General features: G+C 47.1%; 20 protein-coding genes. 12 read left to right on the forward strand and 8 right to left on the reverse strand.

Translation table 11 applies throughout. The features are described from left to right. Window positions 1-38 precede the first annotated feature (38 nt). The 5 genes from METPAY_RS06265 (at window position 39) to METPAY_RS06285 (ending at window position 3,920) form a co-directional block, all read left to right on the forward strand. Window positions 39-872 carry a transglutaminase domain-containing protein gene (locus METPAY_RS06265; RefSeq protein ID WP_169743642.1) on the forward strand — a complete coding sequence of 278 codons (834 nt, stop codon included), beginning with the start codon at window positions 39-41 and terminating at the stop codon, window positions 870-872. After that, the gene (locus METPAY_RS06270) at window positions 856-1,455 is read left to right on the forward strand and encodes a hypothetical protein (RefSeq protein ID WP_048150378.1); all 600 of its coding nucleotides are present in this window, start codon (window positions 856-858) and stop codon (window positions 1,453-1,455) included. The genes METPAY_RS06265 and METPAY_RS06270 overlap by 17 nt, the downstream gene beginning before the upstream one ends. 97 nt (window positions 1,456-1,552) lie before the next feature. After that, a complete protein-coding gene (locus METPAY_RS06275) occupies window positions 1,553-2,098 on the forward strand; it encodes a hypothetical protein (protein WP_048150380.1) in 546 nt (181 codons plus the stop codon). Between the two features lie 24 nt (window positions 2,099-2,122). Continuing rightward, window positions 2,123-3,451: an ArsB/NhaD family transporter gene (locus METPAY_RS06280; RefSeq protein WP_048150383.1), complete on the forward strand. Its 1,329-nt coding sequence runs from the start codon at window positions 2,123-2,125 to the stop codon at window positions 3,449-3,451. 19 nt (window positions 3,452-3,470) lie between these two features. After that, window positions 3,471-3,920 carry a universal stress protein gene (locus METPAY_RS06285; protein WP_048150384.1) on the forward strand — a complete coding sequence of 150 codons (450 nt, stop codon included), beginning with the start codon at window positions 3,471-3,473 and terminating at the stop codon, window positions 3,918-3,920. 151 nt (window positions 3,921-4,071) lie between these two features. Here the strand turns inward: METPAY_RS06285 and METPAY_RS15090 are convergent, their stop codons facing one another. The 3 genes from METPAY_RS15090 to METPAY_RS06300 all read right to left on the reverse strand — a co-directional run bounded on the left by METPAY_RS15090 (window position 4,072) and on the right by METPAY_RS06300 (window position 6,569). Further along, the gene (locus METPAY_RS15090) at window positions 4,072-4,713 is read right to left on the reverse strand and encodes a RipA family octameric membrane protein (protein ID WP_048150385.1); all 642 of its coding nucleotides are present in this window, start codon (window positions 4,711-4,713) and stop codon (window positions 4,072-4,074) included. 192 nt (window positions 4,714-4,905) lie between these two features. After that, entirely contained in the window at window positions 4,906-5,970 is a 1,065-nt protein-coding gene (locus METPAY_RS06295; protein WP_048150387.1) for an inositol-3-phosphate synthase, read from the reverse strand. 152 nt (window positions 5,971-6,122) lie between these two features. Beyond that, entirely contained in the window at window positions 6,123-6,569 is a 447-nt protein-coding gene (locus METPAY_RS06300) for a nucleoside deaminase (protein WP_048150389.1), read from the reverse strand. 163 nt (window positions 6,570-6,732) lie between these two features. Here METPAY_RS06300 and METPAY_RS06305 point away from each other — a divergent pair, with 163 nt between their 5' ends. The 3 genes from METPAY_RS06305 to METPAY_RS06315 all read left to right on the forward strand — a co-directional run bounded on the left by METPAY_RS06305 (window position 6,733) and on the right by METPAY_RS06315 (window position 10,212). Next, complete coding sequence (locus METPAY_RS06305) at window positions 6,733-7,251, forward strand: hypothetical protein (RefSeq protein ID WP_048150392.1); 519 nt, start codon at window positions 6,733-6,735, stop codon at window positions 7,249-7,251. Window positions 7,252-7,363: 112 nt separating this feature from the next. Next, window positions 7,364-9,412 (forward strand): energy-coupling factor transporter ATPase, encoded by a 2,049-nt coding sequence (locus tag METPAY_RS06310; protein WP_052418703.1) that lies wholly within the window; start codon window positions 7,364-7,366, stop codon window positions 9,410-9,412. Continuing rightward, entirely contained in the window at window positions 9,412-10,212 is an 801-nt protein-coding gene (locus METPAY_RS06315; RefSeq protein ID WP_048150395.1) for an energy-coupling factor transporter transmembrane component T family protein, read from the forward strand. Before METPAY_RS06310 ends, METPAY_RS06315 begins: the two co-directional genes overlap by 1 nt. Before the next feature lie 382 nt (window positions 10,213-10,594). Here METPAY_RS06315 and METPAY_RS06325 read toward each other — a convergent pair whose 3' ends face one another. The 3 genes from METPAY_RS06325 to METPAY_RS06335 are packed head-to-tail and all read right to left on the reverse strand — an operon-like array spanning window position 10,595 to window position 13,712. Then, entirely contained in the window at window positions 10,595-11,830 is a 1,236-nt protein-coding gene (locus METPAY_RS06325; protein ID WP_048150399.1) for an ABC transporter ATP-binding protein, read from the reverse strand. Beyond that, on the reverse strand, window positions 11,830-12,852 hold the full coding sequence (locus tag METPAY_RS06330; RefSeq protein ID WP_048150401.1) for a FecCD family ABC transporter permease: 1,023 nt from the start codon (window positions 12,850-12,852) through the stop codon (window positions 11,830-11,832). The genes METPAY_RS06325 and METPAY_RS06330 overlap by 1 nt, the downstream gene beginning before the upstream one ends. Then, entirely contained in the window at window positions 12,828-13,712 is an 885-nt protein-coding gene (locus METPAY_RS06335) for an ABC transporter substrate-binding protein (RefSeq protein ID WP_048150403.1), read from the reverse strand. Before METPAY_RS06335 ends, METPAY_RS06330 begins: the two co-directional genes overlap by 25 nt. Window positions 13,713-13,878: 166 nt before the next feature. Between METPAY_RS06335 and METPAY_RS06340 the strand changes: the two genes are divergently transcribed. The 3 genes from METPAY_RS06340 (at window position 13,879) to METPAY_RS14890 (ending at window position 15,663) form a co-directional block, all read left to right on the forward strand. Next, on the forward strand, window positions 13,879-14,523 hold the full coding sequence (locus METPAY_RS06340; protein ID WP_048150404.1) for a type IV pilin N-terminal domain-containing protein: 645 nt from the start codon (window positions 13,879-13,881) through the stop codon (window positions 14,521-14,523). After that, window positions 14,520-15,146: a type IV pilin N-terminal domain-containing protein gene (locus METPAY_RS06345; RefSeq protein WP_048150406.1), complete on the forward strand. Its 627-nt coding sequence runs from the start codon at window positions 14,520-14,522 to the stop codon at window positions 15,144-15,146. Before METPAY_RS06340 ends, METPAY_RS06345 begins: the two co-directional genes overlap by 4 nt. Before the next feature lie 379 nt (window positions 15,147-15,525). Next, window positions 15,526-15,663 carry a hypothetical protein gene (locus tag METPAY_RS14890; RefSeq protein ID WP_157199019.1) on the forward strand — a complete coding sequence of 46 codons (138 nt, stop codon included), beginning with the start codon at window positions 15,526-15,528 and terminating at the stop codon, window positions 15,661-15,663. A gap of 29 nt (window positions 15,664-15,692) precedes the next feature. On the opposite strand, the gene METPAY_RS06350 is transcribed toward METPAY_RS14890, so the two are convergent. Next, on the reverse strand, window positions 15,693-17,456 hold the full coding sequence (locus METPAY_RS06350; protein ID WP_048150408.1) for a bifunctional metallophosphatase/5'-nucleotidase: 1,764 nt from the start codon (window positions 17,454-17,456) through the stop codon (window positions 15,693-15,695). Window positions 17,457-17,595: 139 nt separating this feature from the next. Between METPAY_RS06350 and cobN the strand changes: the two genes are divergently transcribed. After that, a complete protein-coding gene (gene cobN / locus METPAY_RS06355; RefSeq protein ID WP_048150410.1) occupies window positions 17,596-21,342 on the forward strand; it encodes a cobaltochelatase subunit CobN in 3,747 nt (1,248 codons plus the stop codon). Between the two features lie 480 nt (window positions 21,343-21,822). Here cobN and METPAY_RS06360 read toward each other — a convergent pair whose 3' ends face one another. Beyond that, complete coding sequence (locus METPAY_RS06360; RefSeq protein WP_245611546.1) at window positions 21,823-22,686, reverse strand: sirohydrochlorin cobaltochelatase; 864 nt, start codon at window positions 22,684-22,686, stop codon at window positions 21,823-21,825. Window positions 22,687-22,824: the final 138 nt, after the last annotated feature.

The raw sequence follows: 22,824 nt of genomic DNA on the forward strand, positions 1-22,824 counted from the left end.
AACCGGCAGAAACGGGGTGAAATATGAAGGGGAAGGGGTTGAAAAAGAGTAGCTGGAATGTCTGCGGTCTTGTTCTGGCCGTTTTGGGAATCTGCTGCATTGTCGCGGCGACCCAGGCGGGCATCCTGGTATATTCCTCCCAGGAGACGCAGGACGTTGTCGAGTCACCCGTGGTGCCGTACGACCAGAAGAAGGCTGTTCTCTATGCCGATGCGCTCCAGACGAACAATTCCGCCGTTCTCGGTTACGCCTTGCTGAGAACGACAGCCGTTGATCCTGACGGAGATACCCTGCAGTACGCCTGCGATATATGGGACGATCTCAACAGCAACTGGAAGGTCGTCAGCGATCCTCCCGGCCCTGAGTATATCTCGTCCTCGCTTGAATCGATAAAGGCCGATCTCAGGGGAGACTGCGACGACTACTCGGTTCTGATGGCCGGGCTTGCCGGTTCCGTGGGTGCGGAGATGAGGATCGTGAATGTCGCGGGGACGGGGGGAAATCCCGGACATGCGTTTCCTGAATATTACCTTGGAACTGACGAAGATGAAGTGATCGGGCAATGCAGGTGCATCTCCGCCCGTTATGGCTGCGAAAGGGTCTATTATAGTATCGACGGGCAGAACGGGGAGACTGCATACTGGCTGAACTTTGACTGGTCGGTAGGCCGGAATCCCGATCTGGGATACTATGTCTATGGGGATTCATCAAACTATCATGAACTGGTGCATCCCGGTGAGAGTTATTACGGTGTAGGCCAGCCGGCTGTATTCTATTACCCCGACGGAACTTATTCATCCGATACTCCCGGTCATGGCTACTACGAAGAGGATGTATTCGGAAAGGAGGCGCTGTATGAGATCCAGCTTTAGTAATTTCCTCCCGATTATCGCCGTCATCATCCTGGTTGCGGTATCGATCACTTCCGGCTGCTCCTCGCAGGATGAAGCCAATAATGCAACTTTGGGAGAGATCAATTCGATCGAAAAGCTTGCCGACAACAGGCTGATCGCGATCGATTTCACGACTCAGGACGAGATATTCTACTCCCAGCTTGAAGCCTCCGGGGCCCAGTACAAGGAGGCGCTCGATATGCTGTACGGGCTCGGCCCTACCTTCTACTTGGAAGGGTACGGATATGAAGCAAGAATAAAATCCCTCCAGTTCAAGATCGATTTCCTAGATGTATGTTCTGAACTGGCTGCAGCCGACGAGGATGCCAAAGCGATATTCCAGACGAGCACTCCTGAATTCAGGACCGGCCTTGTTGAAGTCCTGAACGATTATCAAAATATACGGCAGAGAATCCTCTTCCTACAGGTTATGGGCGGCGATATCGACAAGAACCTGATCAATTCGGACTATACGCAGGCTATCAGTGTAATCCGGGGAGAACTCGATGTAATGCTTGAATCGGTGGATTCAAGGATCTCTGTTTTGGCGGAATATCGTTAGACGTTTTTTTGGAGAATAAATGCAACCTTCGAGGTTGCAAAAGCTTAAGGAGTGGTCAATACAAATCAGAGTATTCACTCATATTCAGGAGACTGATATGGAATATTTCAAATCACTGATCAACAGAAAATTCAAGGATGTTGTCGGAACCCGGTACAAAGATGTTTTAAAAGATTACCGCGAGTTCCTCCTGACCGAAGACGAGATAGTCATCTGCAATTTCAGGAAGGTCCTGATGCCGCTCGATATATTTGTCAAAGAGGCATCGGAGGATCTTTATGATCTCCTGACAGCTTTTGACGACATCGAAATAAACCTGGTATATATCACCGACTCCGATGTCGTCTCGATAATAAGCGATGTCCTGGGGGAGGATACGGCCGAAGTCTACCAGAACAAAAAGGAGGAGTACGGCACGAAACTCCTCGAAAAGATATCGGGAGAGCTTGAAGGGCGGGGAATGGCTGTGAACCGCCGCCAGTATTCCGGCCATAAATGGGACGATGTCGAGATAATGTCCGAGAATTACGACCTTGTCGCGATCTCCAAGTGCTATGGCGGAGGCAGGGGCGATGAAAACGAGATAAGCCCTGTTGCACAGCGTCTTGTCCAGCAGATGAGTGTGTCCACTATTTTATACTGAGGTTTTTGGAGGTGAAGCATTCATATGGCATTAATTGAGGCATTAATCGCGGTAGTTGTATTCCTGATCACATATGTCCTGATAGTCGATGAAAGGATAAACAGGGCCGTTGCGGCGATGGCGGGTGCCGCGGTTCTGGTATTCCTTGGGATTGTCCCGTGGGAGAATCTGCTCGAATATGTTGATTTCGGGACTATATTTCTTCTGATGGGAATGATGATCATCGTGAATGTCGCGAGCAACAGCGGGTTGTTCGAATATCTTGCGATTATCACGGCGAAGGCGGCTAAGGGCAGCCCGATAATGGTGCTGGTGTTATTCTCGTGTGTAACCGCAGTGACGAGCGCCTTCCTTGATAATGTTACCACGGTTCTGCTGATGACACCCATGCTGCTCTACATCGCGAAGGTCATGGACTTAAATCCCATCCCGTTCCTTCTTGCCGAGGTTTTGTCCTCTAACGTGGGCGGAATGGCGACTCTTATCGGTGATCCGCCGAACATCATGATTGCATCCGCTGCGGGCCTGACATTCAACGAGTTCCTGATGACGATGGGGCCGATCGCGATCGTGGATCTTCTCGTGATACTGGTGATATTCTACGTCATCTATGGCCGGAAGATGAAGGTCGATGATACAGGGAAGGCGGCGATAAAGAAGACTATTGATGCGCTTGACGAACGTGCGGCGATCCAGGACACTGTTCTGTTCAAGAAATCGATCATCGCCCTTGCAATTGTAATCATGCTCTTCTTCATGCACAACAATATCGGTGAGATCCTGCACACGTTCCTTCCGTTCGTGGACCCGTCGATGACTCTCGAACCTGCCGAGGTGGCTCTTATCGGAGCGGCACTGATATTGTTCTGGTCGAGAAAGTCCCCGGAAGTAATATTCGAGAAGGTCGAATGGACCGCCCTGTTCTTCTTCGGCGGCCTGTTCATCCTTGTCGGCGGACTTGTGGAGACCGGGGTGATCAACGATCTCGCATTGATGATGACGTCCAGCCTGACAAGTACCGGCGAGGCGATGTTCGTGATCGCATGGTTCTCGGCGATTGCCTCAGCAATTGTGGATAACATTCCGCTTACTGCGGCCCTTATTCCGCTTATCCAGGATATCGGCATAAATGCGCCGAATATCGATATCTATCCGCTGTGGTGGGCGCTCTCGCTCGGTGCCTGTCTGGGAGGAAACGGAACGGCGATTGCGGCGTCTGCGAACGTGGTCGTGCTGGGTATAGCTGAGAGAGAAGGGATAAAGATCACGTTCTTCGATTTCCTGAAGATCGGAATGTTGGTCCTCGTCGTCACGGTCGCGATTGGCCTGGGTATGCTGTATATAATGTTCTAAATTAAAGGAAGGTGTAAGGATGAAAATATTAGTACTTCTGGACGGCTCGAAGTGGAGTTACAAGGCGGCAATCAACGCCATTGAGATGGCGAAGAAGAAGGATGCGGAGATTACGATCTTCTCGGTTATCGACAGGGAGGAGACACGTTCCGCTGCCTTCTATTTCTGCCAGCAGAGCAACAGGTGCGATCTCGTCAACGAGCATGAAGACAAGATATACAGGGATTTAAAGAAGAGCATCGGCGAAGACTTAAACGAACTGACCCTGAATATGAACAGGATGAACCTGAAGGGGAGATCGAAGATTGTCGAGGGGAAGCGTGAGGATGAGATCCTGAAGGAGTTTTCCTCCGGGGGTTACAATCTCGTCGTCATGGGAGCCTTTGGTAAGAGATCCAATATCAGGGTTGGGACACTGTTCAAGGATATCTCGACATCGATCAATGTCCCTATTCTAATCTTAAGATAATTTTTTTTGGTAATATCTGTAATCGCTTTCAGTAATAATCCATATCATCTTAATTCTAAGGCTTTAATTTTTAAATTCCCTTTAATCCTTAAAATTCAATTTTTTAGAATTAATATTATTGGGATTAAATACTTTTTTAATTATTATTTATTTAACTATTTAACAAGCACAAAATGTCAAAATTCATAAAAAAGCAAACTATTAGAAAAAGTGTAATGCTAAAGAGAATAAACCAAATTCTGATAAAAAATCTACTTAAATGAAGCATAGTATTCTTTCCTGATACATATATTAGTGGTTTTCCTTTAATTATCGGCCAATCATAATCATTATCGAATGAGGGATGTTTACGGAATATATTTAAATGCTTTCCATGTGTTGAAAAGAGGTATTTTTCACAATTACGCAATTTATTTTCCCAGTATGCAGTCCAAAATATCCCAGACATGTTTATTTTATAAAAATAACGAGAGATAAAAAATCCAACTAATGAAAAAATTAGTAATATAATCAAATTTTTGGGATTCAATTCAAGATTTCTTAATAAAGAGAAATTAAGGCCAATTAATGCGCTATTCAGGAGCATAAATATTGTAGTCCTAGACATTAGCAATTTATGTTCTGAATTACGTAATTGCATAAAATATTCATATGCCCTAATAGAATCTTGCTTTGAGTATTCAATGGTAGCATCTCGTTTAGAATCTGTTTCAGATTGAGCTAATAGATTACTGTTTAAATTATCGTTAGATAGAGCTTCCTTCTCTTCTAGGTCTTCTTGATTAGTAATCATTATATAAACTTATCATAAGTTTAAACAATTATTAAATTAACTGATCTATATTAGTGAATTTTATTCAAATGTTCATATCGGCATAAAGGATATTCTGTCATTTATATTTCATTTTCGTGGTAAAACCTTTAATCAAAGTTTTTTTGTAAAATCTCTATTGTAATTCCCTACCGTCTGTTTTTTTAAGTCAAATCAATTTTTTATAAACGCTTCAAATTTTTGATATGCTTCATTGTCATCTATTTGAATTTCAGGGTGTTTGAAGAAGAATGATGAAATATCATTTATTGAACCAGATAAATTTTTATCTCTTGCTAGTTTCAAACTTCTGATTACATCGATCATCACGCCTGCTGAATTTGGTGAATCTTCAACTTCAAGATCTAAATTAATCTTAACAGGCAAATTTCCAAAATTCCGGCAATTTACTTCTATATTACATTTTTTAACATCCTTTAATTCAGGAGAATATTCAGGATCAAGTACTACAATATTACTGTTATAAGGAATTATGCTTTCAATTGCTTCAGTTTTTGAGATTCGTTTATACTGTAGACGGTTTTTTTCGGAAAGATTAACAAAATCAGAGTTCCCACCAATATTTTTTTGTGAACTGTTCTCAATATAAATCCCTCTTTTCAATAATAATTCAACGAGAGTTCGATGAAGTATAGTGGCTCCGATCTGTGATTTAATGTCGTCTCCAACAACCGGAAGATTTCTTTCTTCAAATTTTTTACTCCACTCTTTTTTTGAGGCAATAAAAACTGGAATAGCATTAATGAAGGAACAATTTGCAATTAATGCCTGTTCTGCATAGAATTCAGAGGCTCTTACACTCCCTGTTGGTAACAAATTTATTAATATTTCAGCACCAGTTTTTTTTAATTCGTCTGCTACATTCACTTCTATAGATTCAGAATTTACTTTTACAATTTTACTAAGTTTATAACCTAGTCCATCTAATACAGGTCCTTGTTTTACTGTTACATCCAAAAAAGGAACCTCTGAAAATTTAATTGCATTATTAGGTTCTGTAAATATCGCTTCGGAAACATCCTTCCCTACTTTTTTTTCATTTATGTCAAATGCTGCCACGCATTCTATATCGGATATTTTGTAATTCTCAATTTCATTATGAAGAATCCCGGGGATTAAACCACTGTCTCGATCCACAGTTTTGTAAAGACATAGTCCCTGTATTAAAGACGAAGCACAATTCCCGATACCGGCAATTGCTATTTTTATATTACTCATTTTAGATCCTGTCTTCAAGTATATTTTTAGTGCTTAAAATATATTGTGTTATCCCAAAAGCATATAGATCAGTATGTGATACTGCATAGACTTCTTACAACTAAATTAACTATAAGAACATTTAACTTTGCTATTTTTCAATAGATCTCTAATTATAACTCCCCGATATCCTCGTTCCACAACTCCGGGTTGTTTTTTATGAATTCTGCCATCATATCGGCACATTCGTCCAGGTCGAGATCTGTCACCTCGACGCCCATCGATATCAGGAAATCTTTTGCGCCTGCAAAGTTCCTCGACTCTCCCACAATGACTCGTGGTATTCCGAACTGCACTACTGCTCCGGCACAAAGGTAGCACGGCATGAGCGTGGAGTAGAGGGTCGTGTCCCTGTAGCTCCCAATCCTTCCTGCGTTTCTCAGGCAGTCGATCTCTGCATGAACTATGGGATCATCCTCCTGGATGCGCCTGTTGTGCCCCCTGCCGATGATTCTGCCGTCCCTCACGAGAACCGCACCTATCGGGATGCCGCCTTCGTCATGCCCCTTTTTCGCCTCGATTATTGCAGCGGTCATAAACCTGTCTGTTGCAGGGTTCATTTCATTACTTTTGGACATTTCATGGATTTGGAATTTTTGGTAATCTCTTCGGCAACATATTTATACTACGATGTATGGATATGTACATTAATGGTAGTAAATGGTTTTATCGTGACTGGTATTATTATACGGAAAAAATCTGAATTCGCGGGGGTATTCTGAGATGAAATCCCGAGATATCGCAGTAGTGGGAATTCTCCTTGCCATAGGTGCGATCCTGAGATTTATCGCGAACATGTTCCCCGGAGCAATCGTGGGAAACCCGGTGATCGCACTGTATTGTCTTGCGATTATTCTGATTCATCCTACCGTAAAAGAGGCTTTCGGGATAGGAATCGTTGCCGCGATCGTGTCGATGATGATCAGCCATTCGATCTTCCCGCCGGCGAATCTTGTCAGTGAAGCGCTTGGTGCCATCGTATGTATGCTTCTTTACTCGATGCTTGAGAACAAGATTGCAGTCGCACCTGCGATTACGACATTCGTTGCGACTCTTGTGAGCGGATTTTCGTTCATTCTCGTCTGCATGCTTGTGATGCTTGCCTCGATAATCTCAATTCCCACAGGAACAGTTATGGGATTTTTCGTGGCTGTTGCACCAATCGTGATTATCACGGCGGTGTTCAACTGTATCGTTACGCAGGTTCTCTACTTCCCTGCAAAAAGAATTCTCTCCCGGTAATTTCACCGGGTACTTTTTTTGGATAAAAATACGCCTCGATGAACATGTTTATACATCGAAGGACAAAATAATTAACAGGTAATTCTGATAATATGTCCGGAGCAAAAATTGGATGAAATCGAAAGACATTGCGATTGTGGGTATTCTGCTGGCAATTGGTGCGATTCTGAGATATTTTTCAAATATTATTCCCGGTGCGATCGTCGCGAATCCGATTATTGCACTCTATTGTCTCGCGATAATCCTGATTGCTCCCAGGGCAAGGGATGCACTCGGTATTGGTATCGTTGCGGGAATCGTCTCCGCCCTGATCAGCCACTCGATCTTTCCGCCGGGAAATCTCATAAGCGAACCGGTCGGAGCCCTGGTGTGTCTCGGCGTCTATTCGGTAACAAGGAAGAGACTCCCTTTTTCTCCAGGGATTTCAACGCTTGTGGCCACTCTTGCAAGCGGTTTTACGTTTCTGTTTGTAAGTATCATAGTCATTGTAGCAGGCATAATTCCGCTGGCAGGACAATATAACACGATAGGTGCATTCGTAGTTACGCTCTCCCCTATAGTCATCGCTACCTCGGTCTTTAACGCGGTGATAACACAGGTGCTCTACTTCCCATCATCGAGGATACTGATGAGGGGGATAAAGGGTGAGGCGGAGCCTGCTCCTGTAAAGGCAGAAGTGATCTCGCCGGTTGCCGGAGAAGAGGAAATATCTCCTGTGGCGGTTGAGTTCAAAGATTATACGTATAACTATCCGGCAGGCAAAAGGCCCGCGCTCTCTAGTATAAATCTCAAAATAAACAGGGGGGAGTGCGTGCTTATCAACGGGACAACGGGTGCGGGAAAAACGACACTCTGTCTTGCAGCGGCAGGCATCCTTCATCATGAATACGAGGGCAGGGAAGAAGGGACCATCTCGATATTCGGAAGAGATGTTTCCTCTTATACCGATATGGGTGACATCGGGAAGCATGTCGGAGTAGTCTTCGACGATGCCGATGCGCAGTTGATCTTTACGACTGTCGAGGAGGAGGTTCTCTCGGGACTCGAGAACAGGGGACTTGAGGCGGACGATGTCGTAAAGCGGCTCGAAGATATAATGAAACTGACCAATATCGAACACCTCCGCTACAGGTCGCCGCATACCCTCTCGGGCGGTCAGAAGCAGAGAGTGGCACTTGCATCGACACTAGCTTCGGGAACGGACTGCCTGATCCTTGACGAGGCGACCGCAGAGCTGGATACGGTTGCAACCGAACAAATTATTACTGTTCTTACGAGGCTGAAGAACGAAGGAAAGACCATTATCGTCGTCGAACAGAAGCCCAAAGCACTCTCGACGATCGCCGACAGGGTGATCTTCATAGATAATGGAAGATTGGTGAACGAAATCTCGCCTTCGGAGTTCTTCAGCGAGAAAGAGAAGGAAGAAGCGGAGAAGACCGTGACATTCGGGTATAGCCTGAAAGAAAAGATCAGTAATGGCTGCGGCGAACCTGTCGTGTCGATCCGTGATCTTGTCCATGACTATGGAGGGGGGTTCAGGGCACTTGATGGGATCTCCGTAGACTTCTACCCCGGGGAGTTCATTGCAATAATCGGGGAGAACGGTTCGGGAAAGACTACTCTCTCGAAGCATCTTAACGGCCTCCTGAAGCCGACATCGGGGACAGTTATGATCTCGGGGATCGATTCCTCGGATTCGGGCGTGATCGAACTTTCCCGCCATGTCGGTCTTGTCTTCCAGAATCCCGATACGATGCTCTTCGAGGATACGATCGAGAGGGAGATCGAGTTCGGCCTGAAGAACATCTCGATGGATTATCCGGAAGGATACATCGACGAGGTCATTGATGAGGTAGGACTTTCTGAGCAGAAAGGGGCGTTCCCGAGATCGATGAGCCGCGGAGAGAGGCAGAGACTTGCGATTGCCTGTGTTGTTGCCATGAAACCGAAAGTGATTCTTCTCGACGAACCTACGACAGGCCTCGATCCGGTAGAGTCGGAGAGGATCATGAATATCCTCGAGGGTCTTTCCGGGGCAGGACATACGATAATCATGGTGAGCCATGATTTGGATATAGTCCGGAACCATGCGGCGAGGATCATAAAGATGGCAGACGGGAAGATCGTTTCGGATACTTTCAGGGAGGTGAACGAATAATGTCAGAGATTTTGCAGTATAAGAGGATGAACGGAGTATTTCACCGGATGAACGCCTTAACGAAGGTGATTTTTCTGGTGTTCGTTGTAATTGCGGCGATAATATCCACCGACCCGGTGGTTCTTCTCGGGATCGTTGCAGTGATCTTCCTTCTGTCGATCGCAGGAAAGATGCACATGGAGCTCTTAAGGCAGGTTCCGATGCTGATATTCCTCTCGCTGGGCCTTTTCCTCCTGACGATTATCACTATGCAGGCGGGAGACACAGTCGGATATCTCATACCGTCTTTCATCCCGGTGATCGGGGGCGTCGTACCGATAACGAGCGGAGCCCTGACTTTTGCAATGATCCTCTCGCTCCGCTTCTTCGTGATGTTGTTTGCGTTCCAGATCGTGATCATATCTACGCAGCCGAGAGAACTGGTTCACGCCTTACAGACGATGAGGCTTCCTGTAGACTATACGCTGATGCTCCTTATTGCGATACGTTTCATCCCCAGCCTCCAGCTGGAGGGAAAAAGGATCCAGGAGGCCCAGCTTGCAAGGGCGTACAATCCGGGCAAAGGAGTGAAGGGAAAGATCAATTCCATGGCCCCCGTCATGATTCCACTCGTCTCAAACGCATTAGGGAAAGCGAACGTCCTGGGCCTGACGATCGATCTCAGGGGCCTTCGGACGATGAAGAGGACACACGTGATGGAGAATCCCACAGGGACGGCCGATTATCTCATGCTTGGAGGGATTGTTGTGTGTGTTGTTTTGTTCGTTGTTTATTATGCCATGAACAACGGGTTGATTTAATTTTTTTATTTTCCTGGTGGAAATCATTATTATAGAGTGAGAGGGAAGTATCCCCATCCCTTTAACCCTCCCCCTCGTGGCGATAGGTCGCGTTGGGATAGACAAGCATCCCTCCGGTTCCATGAATGAATTTGATTTCTTTCGAAGTATAGGATAGTTTTGAGTCATAGGGATTTCTATCTCTAATTTTGTTCTTCCCGGCCGAGGCTACCCGAAGGGGTAGCGTCCAGGCCGGGTTATCACAATTGCGCAAGTTGCGGAGCAATCTTGCGTTCGGGCTGCCCCGTAGGGGCTCATGCCCTTCTAAAATTAAAAAAATCTGGATAAACAGGGAAGAGGGGGAATTCCGTCCCATATTAAAAATTAAAATAAAAGTCCCGGTTCAAAGCAACTCTTCCAAAACTTCATCGGTATTTTCAACACATTTTGCTTTGGATTGTATGAGATTGTAAAGTTCCGTCGCCCTTCCGTCGGTTAGATCCTTCTTCTTCAGTTTGTTATTGGGGTTTACGAATATGACCTCTTTCCTGTCGAGGTATTCGGCGGCAATCTCAAGATTCGGCAGGTTTCCTTTGCCGACATTTACAGCCACGATTATAATCGTGTCAGCAAGATCGCAGATTTTCTTCAGGTCTGCAATCTCCGTATCCGAATATCGTGTAAAAGGCGGTGCTGAGATTGTGTCTATTCCTATCGATTTTGCAGACTCGTAGTCCTGGTCACCCTGGTTGAGGATTCCCGCAGAAACTTCCATCCCGGCGGAATGAAGGGACATGATGATCTGCCTCCCCATTCCCTCTCCGCTTATGACATGAACCCTTCTTTTTATTTCGGATTTCTTTTCGGGCGGAAGCGAGAAGGCGAACTGTTTCTTTTTGCCGTCGGGCCCTGGATACTGCATTGCGAGAACACCGAATACGTCTTCAAGAGTTTCCGCGGAGAGAACCTCATCTGAAGACCCTTCTTTCAGCACGTAGCCGTCCTTTGTTATCACGATATCGTCGCAGTATGAGGATGCCTGGTTTATCTCGTGAATGATGCATACGACTGATTTTTCTTTTGTCAGCCTGGAGAGAAGCTTCATAAGTTCAAGCTGATGCCTGATATCGAGATGCGATGTAGGCTCGTCGAGCATCAGAAATTCCGGCTCCTGCGCAAGCGCCCTTGCAATCATGACACGCTGGAGTTCTCCACCGGAGAGTTCGTTGATCTTTCGATCCTGGAACTGGATTACATTCGCATCCCTGAGTGAGTCAGTCACGATCCTGTGATCTTCGTTTGAATCCGGCTGGAAATTCTTCTGGTAAGGGCTTCTCCCGAGCATGACGTAATCGTATACAGGAAAAGAGAAAGGCGTATAGATCTTCTGCTCGACCACGGCTCGCATCTTTGCCAGTTCTATAGGTGGCACTTCCCCGATGACTGTATCATTGTACCTGATGACTCCCTCCGAAGGTTGAAGGAACCCTGCAATTACCTTCAGGACTGTTGTTTTTCCACATCCGTTCGGCCCGATAATGCCGGTGATCCTGTTGTCGCGGCATGTGAAGTTCATATCTTTCAGGACCTCTCTCGATTCGGTGTAGCCGAACTTAATTCCTTCAATACTTATCGGCATCAGAGCTCACCCCGCTTTGACCTGAGGAGATAGAGGAAGAACGGTGCACCGCAAAGTGCGGTCAGCACTCCGAGAGGGAGTTCTGCGGGCGATATCATGATTCTTGCAAAATCATCTGCAATTACAAGGAATATCGCTCCGGTAAATATCGAAACGGGAATTAGTATCCTGTGATCCGGCCCGACAATGAGCCTTACTATGTGCGGTACTATAAGGCCGACGAATCCGATGACCCCGCTTACCGCGACTGCCGCACTTGTGACAAATGCTGTAAGGACAAGAAGGACCTTCTTCATCTTTTCAACATCGATCCCGAGGTACTGTGCCGATTCTTCCCCGAACATGATGGCATTCATACTCCTCGCCATTGTTATCATCGCGAGCGAACCGATTATTGCGAATGGTATTATTATCCAGATATAATTCCATCCCCTCCCTGAAAGTCCGCCCATCATCCAGAACATGATCTGCTGGAGGTTCTGTCCGCCTGTAAACATCATGAATGAATTTATTGCCGATAAAAAGGCCGATATCGCGATACCTGAGAGGAGGAGTGTGTTTACCGGAACGTGATTTCCAACTTTCCCAACGTAGTATACGAGAAAGATTGTAATTATGCCGAATACGAACGAGAGTAGCGGCAGTGTATAGAGACTCAGGGCCCATGCCGCTCCGTACACGAAGACGATCGTCGCCCCGAGCGCAGCACCGTTTGAAATTCCAAGGATGTACGGGTCGGCCATCGGGTTCCTGAAGAGGCTCTGGAGTGCCGCACCGCTTATTGCAAGACAAAGGCCGACGAGTGCACCAAGTATCACCCTTGGCAGGCGAATTTCCCATATAATCGTTGCATCGCCTGACAACCAGAATGGCGCCTGGTGAGTCAGCGGCTCGGTGAGAATCGCGATTACGGTCTCCGCACTGATATTGGATTCGCCGATGCCGACGGAGATAAGCATTATGATAATCGTGAGCAGGAATAATCCTGCCGAGATCATCACAGTATTTCTGCGTTTATACATTGATAGAACTGCTCCAGTCCGTCGATTATTCTGGGTCCGGGTCTTGAAACCGTGTCGTCGTCTACCGTGTAGACCCTGCCGTCCTTTACTGCCGGAAGATCCTTAAATTCAGGGATCGAAAGGATCTGCTGTGTGAAATTAACCGTGGTGCTTCCGTGGCCTGAAGGAACTATGATGACCTCAGGCGCCCTTTCGATCACTGCCTCATATGACGCGACAAAATATCCGTCCATGTCGGCAAAGACATTCACTCCACCAGCTTCCTCTATCATCTCACCCTGCAGGGTGTTGTTGCCAGCGGCATAGAGCGGTTCGACCGCAACCACATACCAGGTCTTTGGTGCGGGCGTCTCCTTGGGGGCATCTTCGATTGCTGTCTGGCGGGATGTCATATTGCCTATGAGTGCGTCGGCACTATCTTCAAGTCCCAGAATTTCTCCGAGTGATTCGATATTCGAATATACGTCGTCGATAGTTTCGAGATCATAGATCTCAACATCGTAGCCGAGACTTTTCAGGCTGTCGACAACTGTTTTGTCCGCAAGTGTCGTTCCGATTATCAGGTCGGGATCCTTCGATACGATCGATTCGATGCTGAGCGTCTGCGGGCCTCCTACCGAAGGAACGGAGAGTGCTTCAGGGGGATAGTCATCATAATCACTTCTCCCTACAAGCGAAACGCCGGAGTTCGGCGTGTTTATCGCGTAAAATATCTCTGTCTCGCTCGGTGCGAGGGAGACTACTCTTGTATCTGTTGCCGTCGAAGAATTGCTGCTGTTTATGCTGCCTGTATCTGTGTTATCCGTACATCCGGAACAAAAGAGAAGAATTCCTGTAAATACAAATAACATCAGAGTCATTCGAAGAAACCATTTGGACATTACAGAAATATTGACATATAAACAAGTTAAATTTTTTTAGATAAACTTCTTTTGAAAAACTTTATACTGTTAAATACCAAATTTAATATTACAGTTAATTTGAGTTAACACAAATTAACTTGTTTTGTTGATTAGAGACGGAGAGATGAAAAAAATGATTAAATCTAGCGAAGACGCTGTTTCGCCGGTTGTAGGTGTAATGCTGATGCTGGTCGTTACAATTATTCTTGCGGCTGTTGTTTCTGCATTTGCAGGAGGAATGGGAGGCGACATGGAGAAGGCACCACAGGCCGTTCTCGATGTGGAGATTAAGTATGCCGATATGGGCATGAATGTAGGTATAGATTCCAGCAATTTCGGTTACATTACGTCGTTTGAGCAGGTCAGCGGTGAACCCATCCCGACGAAAGATCTGGAAATCATCACCTACTACACGAACATAAGCGGCGATACGTACAAGCACGAACAGAGTCCTTCCAGTGACACATATGATATTTACACTGGTTCACCTCTGTACGAGGGATATGGTATCACGAGAGTGCCTTATCTTAATGATCTTTCGGTAGGTTGGGCCTCAAATGAGAAGGTGTGGTTCGGAAATTTTGTTTTGACGACCGGTGATATTATGACCGCAGGTACTACTCAAGCAACCGCAGAACTGCTCGGAATCGGTGATGGTTCTGGTGGAATCGCAGATCCGGACTTTGGTGTCGGCAGTATTGTGGATGTGAAGATAAAACACGTTCCAAGTGGCAATTTTATCTATAACAAGGAGGTCATCGTCCAATGATCCGAAAGAATGACAGAGCGGTGTCCCCGGTAGTTGGCGTAATGCTGATGCTTGTTGTGACAATTATTCTTGCGGCTGTTGTGTCTGCGTTCGCAGGAGGAATGGCCGGAGATCAGGAGATAGCACCACAGGCGACCATTAAAGCGGAATCTGCCGTGAACGACCCAATCAAAGATACGGATACAGCAAATTATAATCCCAATTATCCGGATGATTTCAGTGCGGCAAATGGTATTCTGTTTGAGAATATGGGCGGTGATACGTTCATGCTGAATGAGATCAAAGTACAGCTTCTAAATCAGGGTGTCACCATGACAGTCACCCCGGGTAACCGCGTGGATTATAGCGATCCATATGTATGCCTGCCTGAAGATGTGACAGATGGCGGGTATTTCGCAAAAATCGGAAGCAGCGTAGATGATATGGTCATCGAACCTGGTGACAAATTCATGCTATATGCCGATGCCTGCTACATAACTGATGAGGATGATATCACTCAGAAATATATTTCATGGGAGCTTTCAAGCAGGGGATATGGTCCTCTCGGAGAGATGTTCGAGTGGAAGGTCATCGACACGAATTCCGATTCAGTGATAGCAACCGGTAAACTGGTTCTTCAGTAAGCAGAAAAATTACTTTTTTTTATTTTTTTACTTTCTTGTCCGCCTGATGGCATCCGGTTAGCATACGGATATGAACAATTCCACCGATAATCAGATCATTGTACTTTCTATCAGAAGAGGGTCTATCATTCAGATCTCCCTGTTGAGCCGTAGTAATGTCCGTATTTCATTTTTGTCTCTGCCACTCCGACAGGTTTGTATCCTGCGTGATGTGCATTCGGTACAGAAGACTGGGGTCGGGATCACATTCCTGTTCTGCATATGCATGACACGATTCAATGGGTCTTCGCGGCTGATTATCATTCTCTGTCATCATAACCGATCAAAGACGACATGTAATATTCTGATTCTCAAACATGTTACGCGTAAAGGTGATTGAATGCAAAAGGTCGATATCTACAAAAGATGTATGGATGCTTCAGTCATCCCGCATCCGAAAGGAAAGGTTGAGCTGATAAATCACTTCATGATGTCTGTGAATGGATCTCTCTTCTCCGATGCAGGTGACCACTGCTAAAGGATCTTGTGAAGCGGCAGATCACATTATCAGTACATTTTTACTCTCCCATCGGTCATAACATCCAGAGGCCCAGGACGTCCCCGGATATAATCTATAAGTGCGTCTATATCAGCCGGGCCGACGTTGACAGTAACGTTCCAGTCCCATGGTGGTGCGAACTCTCCTCCTCCTCCCATTGCACTTCCGTAGGCCATGTAGTAGTTCATGGCTGCTGTGTATGTTGCGTTTTCATCCAGTGGAATGCCGTTTACGAGAACTTCGGTTACTTTGCTTCCTGCAGGAAGGGAGGGATCATATGTGTACGTAATTCCGGAGACTGAAAGGTTCTCTTCGGGAACCGGTTCCTCCCACTGTCGTTCGAGTATGGTTTTAATCTGCTCTCCGGTTACTTCACGGGATGCGACATGCGGCCTGCTGTACCATCCGCCATATGTTTCGGCCATCGAGGCATCGGGGGGAAGGACTTTTTCAAGATCTCCCCAGGTGACGTTGCCGCCGGGGATATCCGCCTTTACCGCCCCTGAAGGAGACCCCGATGTGACCAGTGCAATATCTGTATTCATCGCAGCTTTCTGTGAATCGGCAACGAGATCCCCGAGCGCTGATTCTCCGTCTGCATCAGGTATTAGTGAAATATTGGCTGCGGAGGTTGTGATTATCTCAGAACGCAGCTCTGAAACGGCCTCCCCAACTTCAGCAAGAAGTTCTTCTGCGGCAGGATCAGGAGAGGTCCCCGGTGCCTCGTCGGCATAAACCGGAACTATCACGGCCGATTTATTTGTAATCTCACCGCTCTCCTTGTCGATAAGCAGGTCAACATCTGCATATGCCTTTCCGTAGGAATATGCCTCAGCGACAAGGATGTCCTTCCCCCCTGCATTAGGGAGATAAGTATTTATGAAACCGTGGGAGTGAGCGGCGAGGACAACGTCGATATCCTCGTATAGTTCGGCAACTACTGAGGTAATCGGACCGGTGACGTTTCCTCCTTCCTGTGTGGGCCCCTCGTACGACTCCTGTTTTCCTCCGTCGTGAATCAGAACGACAATTGCATGGATTCCCTGCGCCTGAAGTTCGGGAACATAACTGTTTATCGCTTCACTCTCATTGATGAACGTAATATTCTCTATGTTCTGTGGAAGTTCGAGTATTGTTGTTTCAAGGGTCACGGCACCGATGAAGGCAACCTGTACACCGTTTATCTCGCGGATCGTATATGGCGAAAATACCGGTGTTTCGTTTTCTTTCCAGACAACGTTCGCACATACATAATCAGCCATTGTTCCGGGATAGGGGTCCGCGTTATGCGGAATTGATGCAGTTCCGTTGCCCCCGTGGACAATGCGCATAAGTTCGTTCGTTCCGTCGTTGAACTCGTGGTTCCCCGGGATCGAAATTATGTTGCATCCAGTGCACTTCCCGGAGTCAAGAGGATCGCACTGATCGTTCGCCAGCGAGTTGAAAAACTCGATGGTGGGTTCATCCTGAAGGAGGGCGGATTCAGCGGGCGATGCTCCAATTGTGTCGCCCGTAAGAGCTATAAGATTATAATCGGCTTCTGATGAATTGATGGCTGATTTCAGGTATGAGGCAAGAATCGGGGCACTTCCCACGGGCCTGTCGTTCAGTTGCTGTTCAGCGAATAGATGACCGTGGAAGTCGTTGATCGCAAGAATCTTTATGCTGACAGTATTTTTTGAATCTGATCCTATGAGGTATGTGGATATGAGAATTATTGAAATTAGAATGAATAAAGCAATAATAATGCATAAAACAGCACCTTTCTTCATGTACTAAAATTGAATTTTATTATTTTTGAATATGTTCATTTTATTTTTGTTAAATAAAAAAAAATTTATTTGCCGCTGCTGACTTCTACTATGATCTTTATTTCTATCTCATTTGTTTTTCCGAAACTGAGGATTTAAGATGAAAATAGTATATATTAGCGCAGGAACTGGTGAAAATCCCTGGCTTGAAGGAGCAGCGGCTTCCTGTCCTGATCAGGGGACGGGGTTGGAGATTGTCCAGTCCACTTCTGAAGCGATCGATTCGGAGGAGAAGAAATTTGTTGAAATCCTGGAAGACGTCCGGACCGGCGATCTTCTTCTGGTCAGCAATCATGGCAGTGTAACATATTTTAAAAAGTTCGACAGGCTGATCGAAAAGGCACGGGAGAACAATATCAATACGTTCGTCTGCAGTTCAGTAGACGAAGAGATGAAGGAGAACAGACAGCTCTTCAGGCAGTCTGATGAGGATTACGATTTCATCCATGCATGTCTCGAACTCGGAGGAAAGGAGAATACACAGAGCCTGATTCTCTGGGCCTGCAAAGAGATCGGCGGTGCGAATGTAGATGTGCCTCCGCTGGTCTATCCCCCGACTGAGGGATTTTTCCATCCGTCAATGCCGGAGGTTTACGACTATGAGTCCCATATGGAAAGGCTCGATCCCTCAAGGCCCACCATAGGAATCCTTGTACACCAGTTTGGCTTCATCCGCAAGAATCTCCTGCCAGTAGAGGCCCTGATAAAGGCAGTTGAAGAGAGGGAAATGAATGCATTGCCTTTCTTCCTTGTCACGAGCCCTAACGAGGTCACTGGTTCAATGGGAATCAGGAAATTTATTGAGACTTACCTGATTAGAGACGGGAGTTCCATCATCGATGTCCTGATTGTCAACATGTCTTTTTCCCAGCTCTCACTATCAGATCCCAACGACGGCACAAAAACCGATCCCGTTTATAATTTTTTCAGTGACCTGAATGTACCACTTCTCCAGACGATAACCCTATACAGGTCTTACGAGGCCTGGAAGGACGACGACCAGGGCCTCTCTGCGATGGAGATCTCGTCAGGGGTAATCTGGCCAGAGTTCGACGGGCAGATAATCGCTATACCTATTGGCACAACTGATGAATATGAGGGCCGGAAAAATGTCGCGATTCCGATTCCGGGGCGTCCTGAAAGAGTTGCCGAGATGGCAAAGCGCTGGTCCGAACTAAAAAAAGTGCCTATCGAGGACCGGAAAGTGGTCATATTCCTCTACCAGTACACCGAGGAGATGGATGCGCTTGGTGATGCCGGAGGACTCGACACTCCGCAGAGTGTGATCGAGATCCTGCACAGCCTGAAAGACCAGGGCTACTTCGTTGAAAATATCCCGGAAACGGGCAATGACCTCATTTATGAGATGATTGCGGGGCTTACCAACGATACCCGGTGGATCTCAAAGGAGCAGATGAAAGAGCGGGCTGCCGGATTTGTAAGCACAGACCTTTACAGGGAATGGTTTGAAAAAATCCCAAAGGCAAATCAGGATAAAATATACGAAGACTGGGGAGAAGCGCCCGGCGAAATCTTTGAGGTTGAAGAGGGGCTCTGCATTCCCGGGGTTGTCAAGGGAAATATCTTCATCGGGATTCAGCCGCCGAGAGGATATTTCGATCAGATTGAAACGATGATCCATTCGACCGATCTCGTAATGCCGCATCATTATCTCGCCTACTACCGCTGGATCAAACACGTGTTCGGGGCACATGCGGTCATCCACCTTGGAACACACGGCACTCTTGAGTGGCTTCCGGGAAAAGGTAATGCAATGTCGGAAGAGTGTTACCCCGACCTGATCCTCGAGGACATGCCGCACCTGTACCCTTATATCATTAACGATCCCGGCGAGGGTATGGAGGCGAAGAGAAGAGGATGGGGTGTTGCACTCGATTACAACACACCCCCGATGATGCGTGCCCAGGGGTACGGTGAACTCTCCGATCTGGACATTATTCTGCAGGAATACCTCCGGGCAAAACGCGGCGGCGAGGAGAAGAAAGCGGCCGGCCTGATCGAGGAAGCCCGTGTCATAGTCATAGACAAAAACCTGACAAACGATCTCGGCCTTTCAGAGGAACCGGAATCCGGTGAGATTGCACAGAATGCCGAACGATTATATGACTACATCTGCGAACTGCGTGATGTAATCATCAAGGACGGTCTTCACATCTACGGGCAGCCGCCTGCAGGAAACCGCTTCCTGGAGATGGTCTATGCTTTAACCCGCCTCGAAAACGGGTCCGTTCCATCGTTGAGGGAGAGCGTGGCAGAGGCGATGTCATTGTCACTTAGGGAGCTTCTTGAAGAACCTTCCGGCTTCAACCAGTTGAAGAGGCAGACAAACGGTGCTCTCGTCGACGAGATCGATGCCGCGAGCAATCTTCTTATTGAAATGATGGCCGAATGCGGGTATGACCGTGAAGAAGTACTGAAGATTATCAGGGCTGGATATGGCAACGGGAATCCTAACCTTGAAGCATGTGGTGCGTTCATCTGCGATGAGATCTTCAAAAATCTCAACAGGACGACCGATGAGATTGCCAACATGCTCAGAGGCCTTGATGCAGGGTATGTTGAACCCGGCCCCTCAGGTGATCCAACCCGCGGAAACGCCCATCTCCTCCCTACAGGCAGGAACTGCTATTCTATAGATCCTGCATCCGTCCCCACCCATGCTGCATGGATAACCGGAAAGGAGCTTGCCGACCAGATGGTTGGGCGCTATATTGAAGAGAAGGGAGAATACCCCCAAAATGTGGGCATCGTTGTCTGGGCAACGGATACTATGAGGACAGGAGGAGACGATATCGCCTATATCCTGTGGCTTATGGGTCTCAGGCCAATCTGGTCGAATCGCGGGGGTGCTGTTACAGGTCTTGAAGTAATTCCCGCCAGTGAACTTGGAAGGCCGCGTATCGATATGTCTCTGCGTATCAGTGGAATGTTCAGGGATTCGTTCCCGAATCTTGTCCATATGATTGATGAAGGTGTGGAGATGATCGCTTCGCTCGATGAATCGGATGATGTCAACTATCTTGCGGCTCATCTGAGAGAAGATCTCCTGGAGAAGATCAAGGAAGGTTTCCCAGAGGAAGAGGCCCGTGAAATGGCACTTATCCGTATATTCGGAGATCCTCCGGGCCAGCATGGTGTAGGTGTCTGCGAAGTCCTGCATGCATCCGCATGGGAGACCCGAAAGGACCTTGCCGATGTCTATACCAACTGGGGGGCTCATGCGTACGGAAGAAAGTTCAGGGGTGAAAAATTCCCGGAGCTGTTCAAAAAGAAGATTGGCAGCCTTGATGCGACTGTCAAGAACCGCGTCTCAAGAGAGTGGGATATTCTCGAAACCGATGACGACTATGCATGCCTCGGCGGAATGAATGCATGTGTCAAGGCTTACGGTGACAAAGATCCTGTTTCGGTAATAGGCGATGCATCTGATCCGAAGAATATCAAGACGAAGCTGCTCGATGAAGAGATCAGGTTCATCTTCAGGAGCAGGGTGCTGAATCCGCGGTGGATAGAGGGGTTGAAGCCGCACGGTTTCCGCGGTGTTCAGGATATCGTGACAACACTCGAGTACACCTTCGGCTGGGATGCCACCTCCGATGCAGTCGATGACTGGGAGTACCAGGCTGCAGCAGAGCATTTCTTATTCAATGAGGAGAACAGGAAATGGATAGAAGATAATAACCCGTATGCTCTCCACGCCATATCGGGCAGGCTCCTGGAGGCAAAGGACAGGGGATTCTGGGATGCAAAGGAAGAGATGATTAAGAAACTTGAGAAGATCTATCTCGAGTCCGAAGAGTATCTTGAAAGAACCGGTGATGATTAGAGGTCTGGAAGCAATTCCCTCTTCTTTTTTTAGCGAAAGAAATGGCAATGACTCTTTGCTGTTTCATGTGGGTAAATAATTCCGGGATAGCATACATGGCGCTGCTGTATTGCTGATCTTACTTGGGCAACCCCGGCACCGGCGACCAGGCCGCCGGACGGCCCCTGCCTAGGGGCCTTGCCCTAAGATAGTCCTCCCACGGCACGCTTAGGGGACCGGCAAGGGTCCCCTAAGCTGTTGAATTTGGTTTTCTTGGTATAGTACACGCCATGAATCTACCGCGTCTCTCCGCTCAGGGGATACTTGTCTATCCCCTGAGCGGCTTCTCACAATGGAGAGGCCCCGAGGTCGGGGCCGATCCGCGAGCCTGCTTTGCGGCTCGCGGCGAGGGGTTGTCAAAAGTAGTGAAACTTGCTTTTTATACCTGCACAGATTAGTGAAAGGCCAAAAGAAATTTTTTGAATTTATTATTAGAGTTGGTTATTTTTTGAGGAATGCGTGAGAATCCACACGTGATATCATTCTCTTTACGACGATGTCCGTGATCTGGTCATACTCGCCGAGGCCTTTTGAATCGACTTCCACCGAATATCCTGCTCCTTCCAGGAGTTTCTGCCATGAATCGCTGTTTGCTCCGCCTGCGATCTCTATCCATGCATGAATTCCCGGAACGATGGTGAGAGGGACCAGTCTGACCTTCTTTGTGCCTATGTGGCCAAGCCTGGATTTGACTTTCTCGATTCCCGGATAACCGTCAACAGCCCCGATTGTCAGCCTGCCTGTCTTACTGACATCGTCAAGGACCATCTGGAGCTGGCAGAGGGCCGGGTCCGTGCCGCCTTCGGACTGGGGTGATACAAGCACGACTGCTTCATCCTCGGCAAGGTTTCCGTAGATCGACTGAATAGCTTCCGCGACTTCGAAATAATCCTCGTCAAACATCAGAAGCGGTGTGCTGATAAGTATACCGTCGAATCCGAGAACGCCGTGGGCGCCGGCCATCTCGTTCAGCGATTTGACGAGCGGATAGAGTTCGTGGTATCTTGTTCCGGGCGTAAGGAATAGCGGCTGCACCACTATCCTTGAATGGCCTTTCTCGATGAGCGATGCAAGAGCGGCGAGAGGGCCGGGGACATCTTCACCCTGCTCTTTCAATACGAGCCTGACGGGTTCGGAGCTGAAGGCATATGTTACCTCCGCCTTCGGGTATACTTCCTGTACCTTCTTCATACAGCTCGCGACAACCTGGCGGCCTTCCGCCTGGGTTGTTCCGACTGCCACGATTAAAACAGCACCGTGGCTCTCAGGTTTTTTACCATGTCCGTGCATGACTATAATCTCCAAACGAATTTTTTTACAATGATCAAATTTAAAATATCTTTATTTAAAGATACCGATCTTAATTTTTTGTTGGAAAAGATCTATAATTTCGGGTTAAATTAATTTTAACATTGTGTATGTTCGATTATATTTGAAAAAACA

The sequence above is a fragment of the Methanolacinia paynteri genome, from assembly GCF_000784355.1.
Taxonomy (GTDB): Archaea; Halobacteriota; Methanomicrobia; order Methanomicrobiales; family Methanomicrobiaceae; genus Methanolacinia; species Methanolacinia paynteri.